Origin of the sequence: Isoptericola sp. NPDC057191 (assembly GCF_042670225.1) — a bacterium.
Taxonomy (GTDB): domain Bacteria; phylum Actinomycetota; class Actinomycetes; order Actinomycetales; family Cellulomonadaceae; genus Isoptericola.
Genome location: NZ_JBHUWC010000176.1, coordinates 1 through 8,398, shown reverse-complemented (window position 1 = coordinate 8,398; position 8,398 = coordinate 1). Strand labels below are relative to the sequence as shown.

9 protein-coding genes are annotated in these 8,398 nt (G+C 72.6%); 4 read left to right on the top strand and 5 right to left on the bottom strand.

Annotated features, from left to right (window positions below; translation table 11 throughout):
• Together ACFT55_RS16945 and ACFT55_RS16940 are read left to right on the top strand one after the other, a co-directional pair.
• Positions 1–958 (top strand): carbohydrate ABC transporter permease (locus ACFT55_RS16945; RefSeq protein WP_380245015.1); only part of this gene is annotated, 958 nt, incomplete at its 5' end.
• Entirely contained in the window at positions 958–1,860 is a 903-nt protein-coding gene (locus ACFT55_RS16940) for a carbohydrate ABC transporter permease (RefSeq protein ID WP_380245014.1), read from the top strand. The genes ACFT55_RS16945 and ACFT55_RS16940, both read left to right, overlap by 1 nt.
• A gap of 613 nt (positions 1,861–2,473) precedes the next feature.
• On the opposite strand, the gene ACFT55_RS16935 is transcribed toward ACFT55_RS16940, so the two are convergent.
• The 3 genes from ACFT55_RS16935 to ACFT55_RS16925 form a co-directional block, all read right to left on the bottom strand.
• Positions 2,474–3,121: a VanZ family protein gene (locus ACFT55_RS16935; protein ID WP_380245013.1), complete on the bottom strand. Its 648-nt coding sequence runs from the start codon at positions 3,119–3,121 to the stop codon at positions 2,474–2,476.
• 90 nt (positions 3,122–3,211) lie between these two features.
• Positions 3,212–4,147: an aldo/keto reductase family oxidoreductase gene (locus ACFT55_RS16930; protein WP_380245012.1), complete on the bottom strand. Its 936-nt coding sequence runs from the start codon at positions 4,145–4,147 to the stop codon at positions 3,212–3,214.
• Between the two features lie 47 nt (positions 4,148–4,194).
• Positions 4,195–5,055 (bottom strand): aldo/keto reductase, encoded by an 861-nt coding sequence (locus ACFT55_RS16925; protein ID WP_380245011.1) that lies wholly within the window; start codon positions 5,053–5,055, stop codon positions 4,195–4,197.
• Between the two features lie 97 nt (positions 5,056–5,152).
• On the opposite strand from ACFT55_RS16925, the gene ACFT55_RS16920 reads away from it, so the two are divergent.
• Both ACFT55_RS16920 and ACFT55_RS16915 read left to right on the top strand, forming a co-directional pair.
• The gene (locus tag ACFT55_RS16920; RefSeq protein ID WP_380245010.1) at positions 5,153–6,049 is read left to right on the top strand and encodes a LysR family transcriptional regulator; all 897 of its coding nucleotides are present in this window, start codon (positions 5,153–5,155) and stop codon (positions 6,047–6,049) included.
• 32 nt (positions 6,050–6,081) lie between these two features.
• Positions 6,082–7,035, top strand: coding sequence for a D-2-hydroxyacid dehydrogenase family protein (locus ACFT55_RS16915; RefSeq protein ID WP_380245009.1), 954 nt, complete (start codon positions 6,082–6,084; stop codon positions 7,033–7,035).
• On the opposite strand, the gene ACFT55_RS16910 is transcribed toward ACFT55_RS16915, so the two are convergent.
• Complete coding sequence (locus tag ACFT55_RS16910; protein ID WP_380245008.1) at positions 7,036–7,563, bottom strand: hypothetical protein; 528 nt, start codon at positions 7,561–7,563, stop codon at positions 7,036–7,038. It lies immediately after the preceding gene.
• Between the two features lie 68 nt (positions 7,564–7,631).
• The coding region (locus ACFT55_RS16905) for a helix-turn-helix transcriptional regulator (RefSeq protein ID WP_380245007.1) at positions 7,632–8,398 on the bottom strand (767 nt) is incomplete at its 5' end.

The following is an 8,398-nucleotide window of genomic DNA, read 5'->3' as shown; positions in this document are numbered from 1 at the left end:
GCCCGGGCGCCTTCGAAGGGAGCTCATCATGGCGACCACGACCTCCACCCCCGCCCCGGCGCCCGTCCGCAGCGCCCGGCGCCCAGGGTCCCGCCTCAAGCGCCGCAACGCCCTCATCGGCTGGACGTTCGTCCTGCCGAACTTCCTCGGGTTCGCGGTCCTGACCCTCGTCCCGGTCCTCGCGGTCTTCTACCTGTCCCTCACCGGCTGGAACGTGTTCGGCAAGGCGCCTTGGGTCGGGCTGGACAACTACACGCGGATGGTGGGCGACGCGAGCTTTCACCGCGCGCTGCTCAACACGCTGTACTACTCCGGCCTGCACATCCCGCTGACGCTCGTGGCGTCCCTGTCGCTGGCGCTGCTGCTCAACCAGAAGCTGCGCGGGGTGGCTTTCTTCCGCACCGCGGCCTTCTTCCCGTACATCACGTCGATGGTGGCCATCGCCGTCGTGTGGAACATGCTGTTCAGCCCGAAGTCGGGACCGATCAACCAGTTCCTCGGCCTGTTCGGGATCGACGGGCCGGGCTGGACGACCTCGGCGACCTGGGCCATGCCCGCCGTCGTTCTCGTCGGCGTCTGGCGGGAGATGGGCTACTTCATGGTCCTGTTCCTCGCTGGGCTCCAGACCATCCCCCGCGAGCTGTACGAGGCCGGGCGCATGGACGGCGCCGGCGCGTGGCAGCGGTTCTGGAACATCACGCTGCCGTGCCTGCGGCCCACGATGTTCTTCGTCACCGTCATCCTCACCATCGGCAGCCTCAAGGTGCTCGACCTCATCCTGCTGCTGACCGACGGGGGACCGGGCCAGGCCACGCTCGTGCTGTCCCAGTACATCTACAAGAAGGGCTTCGTCGAGAACGACTTCGGGTACGCCTCGGCGGTCTCGGTGGCCCTCTTCCTCCTCTGCCTGCTGGTGACCGGCGTGCAGTTCGTGATCAACCGAAGGAGGCAGGACTGATGTCGACGACGACCGAGGTCCGGCGCGCGACCCCCGGCGCCGAGCGGGCCGAGCGGGACGTCCCCCGCACCGCGACCCGCGCCCGGCCCTCCGCCGGCCGCGTCCTGGCGTACGTCGCGCTCGCGCTGGCCGCGGCGGCGGTGCTGCTGCCGTTCGTGTGGATGGTGATCTCGTCGCTGAAGGACAACAACGACGTCTTCACCGTCCCGATCCAGTGGATCCCCGACCCCGTGGTCTGGCAGAACTACGTCGAGATCTGGGAGAAGGCCGACATGGCGACCTGGATCAAGAACACGCTGGTCCTGTCGGTCGGCGTCACGTTCCTGCAGGTCCTCACCGGCAGCTTCGCGGCGTACGGCTTCTCCAAGACGCGCTTCCCGGGCCGGGACACCCTGTTCCTGCTCTACGTGGCCACCATCGCGGTCCCCTGGCAGGCCTACATGATCCCGCAGTTCGTCATGCTGTCGAAGATGGGCCTGTCGAACACGCTGTGGGCCATGCTCGCGCTGCAGACCTTCTCCGCGTTCGGCGTGTTCCTCATGAAGCAGTTCTACGAGACCGTGCCGGAGGAGCTGTCCGAGGCGGCCCGCATCGACGGCCTCTCGGAGTACGGGATCTGGCGCCGCATCATGGTGCCGTTGTCGGTCCCCGCCATCGCGAGCCTGGTGCTCATCACGTTCACCAACACGTGGAACGACTATCTCGGGCCGTTGATCTACCTCCGCAGCCCTGAGCTGTGGACGCTGCAGATCGGCCTGAAGTCGTTCATCGGGCAGTACAACGCGGACTACGCCCTCATCATGACGGGCTCGGTGATCTCGGTGCTGCCCATCGCCATCGTCTTCCTCCTCGGACAGCGGTACTTCATCGAGGGCATCGCCACCAGCGGGCTCAAGGGGTGACGATGAGCCGGCGCACGATGTTCTCGCACCACCTGCTGACCACGGTCTTCGAGTTCGCGTACGTCACCCTGGCCACGAACCTGCTCCTGGCGACGTCCTCCCTGCCTCTGGTCGTGTTGCTGGTGACGACCGACCCGACGCGGTCGTGGCCTGCCCTGGCCCTCGTGTTCCCGCTCGCGTTCCCCGGCGTGGCCGCGGCGATGACGGTGTTCCGCGAGTTCTCCGCGCACGGCCGGATCGGCGTCGTGCGGACGTACCTGCGCGCTCTGCGGGACTCGGGGGTGCGCGCGGCAGCCGTCGGGGCGACCGTGGCCGCAGTCGGCGTGGTCGCCGTCGTCGACGCCGTGGGCCTCTGGGGCGCCCGGTGGGGCGCCGTCGTGATCCCGGTCCTGGTGATGCTCGTGGCCCTCACTCTCGTCAGCGCGCCGTTGGCGCTGGTCCTGGTGGTGGACCGGCCGGGGTTGGGGTGGCGTGCGGTCGTCCGGGCCTCGTTCTACCTGGGCGTGCGCCGGTGGTACCTCGGTGCCGTCAGCGTGGTGAGCATGGCGACGCTGGCGGGGGCGTTCGCCCTCCGGCCCGCGCTGGCCGTCGGCGTGCTGGCCGCGCCCCTTCTCTACGTGGTGTGGGCGAACTCGCGCCACGCGGTGCGGTCCGCGGAACGGCTCGCGCACGGTGCTCCGGGCGTCTCCTCCGCTCCTCGGCAGGCGATCGCGACATCACCGGGCGGCGGGCCGTTCAGGCGCACGGGCGAGGCGACGAAGAGCCCCACCGCGAGCACGGCGAGCACCGTCCCGGCAACGCACCACCGCGACAGGACGACGGTGGTGCGGGCGGCCAGCCGCCGTCGCGCGAGGGCGACGACGGCGAGCCCGGCCAGCCCGCCCGCGGTGTTCACGACGACGTCGGTGACGTCGGTGCTGCCGACGGCCAGCACGTACTGGCCGACCTCCAGGGCCAGGCTCGCCCCCGCGAGCACGCCCGCGGACCGCCACCACGGCCACGACGGGGCGAGGAGCCCCAGGTAGACGCCGAACGGCAGGAAGACCACGAGGTTCAGGGCGATCTCGACCGGGTCGCTGGCCCCCGCGCTCGCCGTGGCGACGAACGGGACCAGCTTGACGACGCGCATTCCCGCCTCGCCGACCCATGGCGTCCCCAGCTTCCACAGGACCAGCCAGCCGAGGAGGACGAGGTACGCCGCGAACAGCAGGACGAGAGCGGTCCGTCGCCGGGGGGCGGGCGCGGGTGCGGGTGCAGTCATCCCCGCAGCCCACACCAGATCATGTTGCGAGAGCGTATGCGGACCTCGGGGCTGCGGGTGCGGCCGGCCGGCCGCACCCGCTCGCCGACGTCAGGGCACCCGGTACCCGGCAGCGCGGAACAGCTCGTACCACTCGGCCCGCGTGAGCGGGAGGTCCGAACCCTGCGCCGCACCGGCGACGCGCTCTGGCGTCGTCGTGCCCAGCACCACCTGCATGCCGGCCGGGTGGCGCGTGATCCAGGCGACGGCGACCGCGATGGGCGGCACGTCGTACTTCGCCGCCAGCCGGTCGATCACCGCGTTGAGCTCGGGGTAGTCGTCCGAGCCCAGGAACACGCCGGTGAAGAACCCGGCCTGGAACGGCGACCACGCCTGCACGGTGATGTCGTGCAGGCGGCAGTAGTCGAGGATGCCGCCGCCGTCGAGGGTGAGCGACTGGTCCTCGCCCGCCATGTTGGCCGCGACGCCCTGCGCCACGATCGGCGCGTGCGTGATCGACAGCTGCAGCTGGTTCGCGACGATCGGCTGCCGCACCGAGCGCCTCAGCAGCTCGATCTGCCCCGGCGTGTGGTTGGAGACGCCGAACGCGCGCACCTTGCCCGACGACTCCAGGTCGTCGAACGCGCGCGCCACCTCGTCCGGCTCCACGAGCGCGTCCGGGCGGTGCAGCAGGAGCACGTCGAGGTAGTCGGTGCCCAGCGCGGTGAGGGACCCCTCGACCGACTCGACCAGGTGCTCGTACGAGAAGTCGAAGTACGGCCCCTCACGCACGATGCCGGCCTTGGACTGGATGGTGAGCTGCTCGCGCTCGGACGGCGTCAGCTGCATGGCCTCCGCGAAGCGGCGCTCGCAGCCGTGCAGCTCCTCGCCGTACACGTCGGCGTGGTCGACGAAGTCGATGCCGGCGTCGCGGCCGGTGCGCACGAGCTCGCGGACGGCGTCGTCGTCCATCTGCTGAATGCGCATGAGGCCGAGCACGACGTTCGGGACCTGGCGTCCGCTGGAGCCCAGGGGGACGGTTCTCATGGATCCTCCTCGATCGGGGAGAGGTGGGGTCGGGTGGTGGGCCGGGCTCAGGAGCCCGAGAGCTCGGCGAGCTCGTCGGCCGTGAGGACGAGGTCCACGGCGCGCGCGGAGTCCTCGATGCTCGCGGGCCGCGACGCCCCGGGGATGGGCACGACGACGGGCGCCAGCGCCAGCTCCCACGCGAGGGTGACCTGCTGGGGGCTCACGCCGTGCCGCTCGGCCACGCGGCCGAAGGCGGTGTGCGCGGTGCCGAGCTCGCCGGCGCGGCGGATGCCGCCGAGCGGCGACCACGGCAGGAACGCGACGCCGAGGGCGGCGCAGTGCTCGAGCTCGGCGAGGCTGGAGCGGAACGCGGGCGAGAACTGGTTCTGCACGGACGCCAGGCGCCCGCCGAGCACCTCGTTCGCCTCGTCGATCTGCGCGACGCTCGCGTTCGAGATGCCGGCCTGGACGATGACGCCCTCGTCGAGCAGCTCGACCAGCGCGCCGATCGACTCGGCGTAAGGCACCGCGGGGTCGGGACGGTGGAACTGGTAGAGCCCGATCGCCTCGACGCCGAGGCGCTGGGCCGACGCCTTGGCGGCCTGCTTGAGGTGCTCGGGCCGCCCGTCCTGCGTCCATGCGCCGTCGCCGGGACGGAGGTGGCCGCCCTTGGTCGCGACCAGGACGGCGGACGCGTCCCCGCCCCAGGAGCGCAGCGCGCGGGCGATGAGCTCCTCGTTGTGGCCGACCTCGTCGGCATGCAGGTGGTACGCGTCGGCGGTGTCGACGAGCGTGATGCCGGCGTCCAGCGCCGCATGGATCGTGGCGACGGAGCGGCCCTCGTCGGGGCGGCCCTCGATGGACATCGGCATGCCGCCGAGCCCGATCGCGCTGACGGTCTGGGTTCCGATCGTGCGAGCTTCCACGGCTCTCCTTGTGTCGTCGGTGCCTCCGACGATAGGAAGGTCACGGTTGATGAGTCCAACAACTAGGTCTCATGGGTTCCAGCACCGGGAGCGATCAATGGAGCTGCGGCAGATGGAGTACCTCGTCGCGGTCGCGGACGAGGGCCACTTCACGCGGGCGGCGGCGCTGTGCGGGGTGACGCAGTCCGGGCTGTCCGCCGCGATCCGCACCCTCGAGCGGGAGCTCGGGGCGGAGCTGTTCGTGCGCACGACGCGCCAGGTCGCGCTCACCGACGCGGGCCGCGCGCTGCTGCCGTTCGCGCGACGCATGCTCGCGCAGGCGTCCGCCGGGCACGACGCCGTCGTGCGCGCGAGCCACCAGCTGTCGGGCCGGCTGCGGCTCGGCGCGGAGCAGTGCCTGGGAGTGGTCGACGTCGCGCCCCTGCTCGAACGGTTCCGCCTCCGCTACCCGCTCGTCGACGTCCAGTTCGCCCAGGCGGGTTCCCGCGAGCTCACCGCGCAGGTGCGCGCCGGCGTCCTCGACGTCGCGTTCGTGGCCGCCACCGAGCACCTCGGCGCGCTGCGCCGCCTCGAGCTCGGCCGGCGGCCGATCGTCGTGCTGACGCACGCGACCGACCCGCTCGCCGCAGCGCCCGCAGTGGACTGGGAGGACCTCGCCGACCGGGACTTCGTCGACTTCCGCGAGCCGTGGGCCATCCGCCGGCTGGTGGACGGCGCGTTCGCCGCGCGCCGGCTCGAGCGCCGGGTGCGGATGAGCGTCGACGACGTGCACACGCTGCTCGACTTCGTGCAGCGCGGCCTCGGCATCGCCGTCGTCCCGCAGCACGTCGCGGCCAAGCCGCAGGCCGCCGGGCTCGCCGTGCTCGACCTCCCCGCCCAGGGGACGCCGGAGTGGGTGGTCGCCGCGATCGCCTCCCCGACCGCCGAGCCCACGGCCGCCCGGCTGCTGGAGCTCGTGGGCGAGGCGAACCTCGCCGTGGCGCAGCCGGCATGAGCCGGGCGCGGGACCGATCACGGAGGTCGACGATGCACGTCGCGGTCCTGGACGACTACCAGCAGGTCGCCCACCGCTTCGCGGACTGGGGGGCCATGGGGGCCGACATGGGGGCCGACGTCGCGTTCGTCGACCATCCGCTGCCCGACGACGACGCGGTGGTCGCGGCGCTCGCCGGGTACGACGTCGTGGTGGCGATGCGGGAGCGCACGCCGTTCACCGCCGCACGGCTGGCGCGGCTGCCCGACCTGCGGCTCCTGGTGACGACCGGGCGGCAGAACGCGTCGATCGACCTCGACGCCGCCCGGGCGCACGGGGTCGTCGTGTGCGGCACGGACTCGCCCACGAACGCCACTCCCGAGCTCACGTGGGCGCTGATCCTCGCGCTGCTGCGGCACGTGCCCGCCGAAGACCGGGCGTTGCGCGACGGCGGCTGGCAGCACACCGTGGGCGGCGACCTGGAGGGGCGTCGGCTGGGCGTCGTCGGGCTCGGGCGGATCGGGGCGAAGGTGGCGCGGATCGGGCTCGCGTTCGGCATGGACGTGGTCGCCTGGAGCCAGCACCTGGACGCGGCGCGGGCCGCCGAGGCAGGCGTGCGCGCCGTCGCGAAGGACGAGCTGTTCGCGACGGCGGACGTCGTCACCGTGCACTACAAGCTCAGCGACCGCAGCCGCGGGCTCGTCGGTGCCGTCGACCTGGCCCGCATGAAGCCCGCCGCGGTGCTCGTCAACACGTCCCGCGGCCCGCTCGTGGACACGGACGCCCTGCTCGCCGCGCTGCACGAGGGGCGCCTCGGCGGGGCGGGGCTCGACGTGTACGACGTCGAGCCGCTGCCCGCCGACCACCCGCTGCGCTCCGCACCGCGCACCGTGCTCACCCCGCACCTCGGGTACGTCACCGAGGCCACGTACCGCACGTTCTACGGCCAGGCGGCCGAGGACGTCGCCGCCTGGGCGGCGGGGTCGCCCGTGCGCGTGCTGACCTGATCAGACCGTCAGTGCCGACGAGTAGTCCGAGTACGTGCCCGCGCCGAACAGGCCGACCCCGAGCAGGACGACGAAGAAGAGCACGTAGAGCACCCAGATCGCCGTGAACGCGATCGACAGCCACAGCCCCCACGTGGCGAGAGGGTGCGGGAAGCCCGCCTTGCGCGACTGGGACCGGCCGATGGCGGACAGCACGATCCCGGCGGGGGCGAACACGAACGCCAGCACGAACCCGATGATGCCCATCGTCTTGCCCGGGTCCTCCGGCGGGTAGCCGTACGGGTACCCCGCGCCCGGCGGCGGGTACGCACCCTGCGGGTACCCGGTCTGGGGGTACCCGGCCTGCGGGTACCCGGTCTGCGGGTACCCGGACTGGGGGTATCCGGCCTGCGGATAGCCCGCCTGGGCGTGGTCGGGCTGCGCGTAGCCCTGCGGGGCCGGCTGCTGGCCGGTCTGCTGGCTGGACTGTTCGCCGGTCTGCTGGCCGGGCTGCTCGTACGGCTGGTACGGCTGGTACGGATCGCTCACGGGCACAGTGTCGCGGAGCGGTGGCCCGTCGCGCCAGCACCTGGGGCTGGTCGCCCCGGGGGGAGGTGTCAGCCGCTCGCGGAACGGGCGTACCGCGCCGACAGCAGCCGCAGGTGCTCCACCAGCTCCGGCGGGTCGGCGACGTGGAAGTCGAGCCCGAGCATCCCGATCCACACGGCGACGACCTCCACGCTGTCCCCGCCGGTGACCAGGACGCTGCGCCCGTCCGGCAGGGCCTCGACCGTGCCGACGGCGGGATTGATGCGGGCGAGCACCTCCTCGGCCGGGGCGTCCACGGTGATGCGGGCGTGCACGGCCCAGCCGGTACGGGCGACCTCGCGCACCACGAACTCCGAGAAGTCGCCGGGGAACGCCACAGGCCGGAAACGCCTGCCCCCGGGGGTGCGGAGCCGCAGCCAGTCCAGACGGTACGGGGCCCACGCCTCGTCGTCGGGCCCGACGGTCCGGGCGACGAGGAACCACCGCCGCTGCCAGGAGACCAGGTGGTACGGCTCCAGCTCGACGGGCTCGTCCCGGTAGAAGGCGCGCAGGCCCTGGTGGTCGCGGACGGCGTCGGCGACGGCGGCCAGCGTGCCCGCGTCGACGCCCGGGTCCTCGACGTTGGAGCCGGTGTTCTCCGGGCCGGCGGTGCTGGCGTCGCGGATCGCGGCCAGGCGGCGGCGCAGCCGGTCGGGCAGCACCTGCTCCAGCTTGGTGAGCGCGGACTGCGCGGACTCCTCGAACCCGGCCGTCGCGGTCGCGGCGCGCAGGCCGACGGGGACCGCGACCGCCTGCGCGTCGTGGTGCAGCAGCGGGGGGCGCCGGGCGCCCGCGG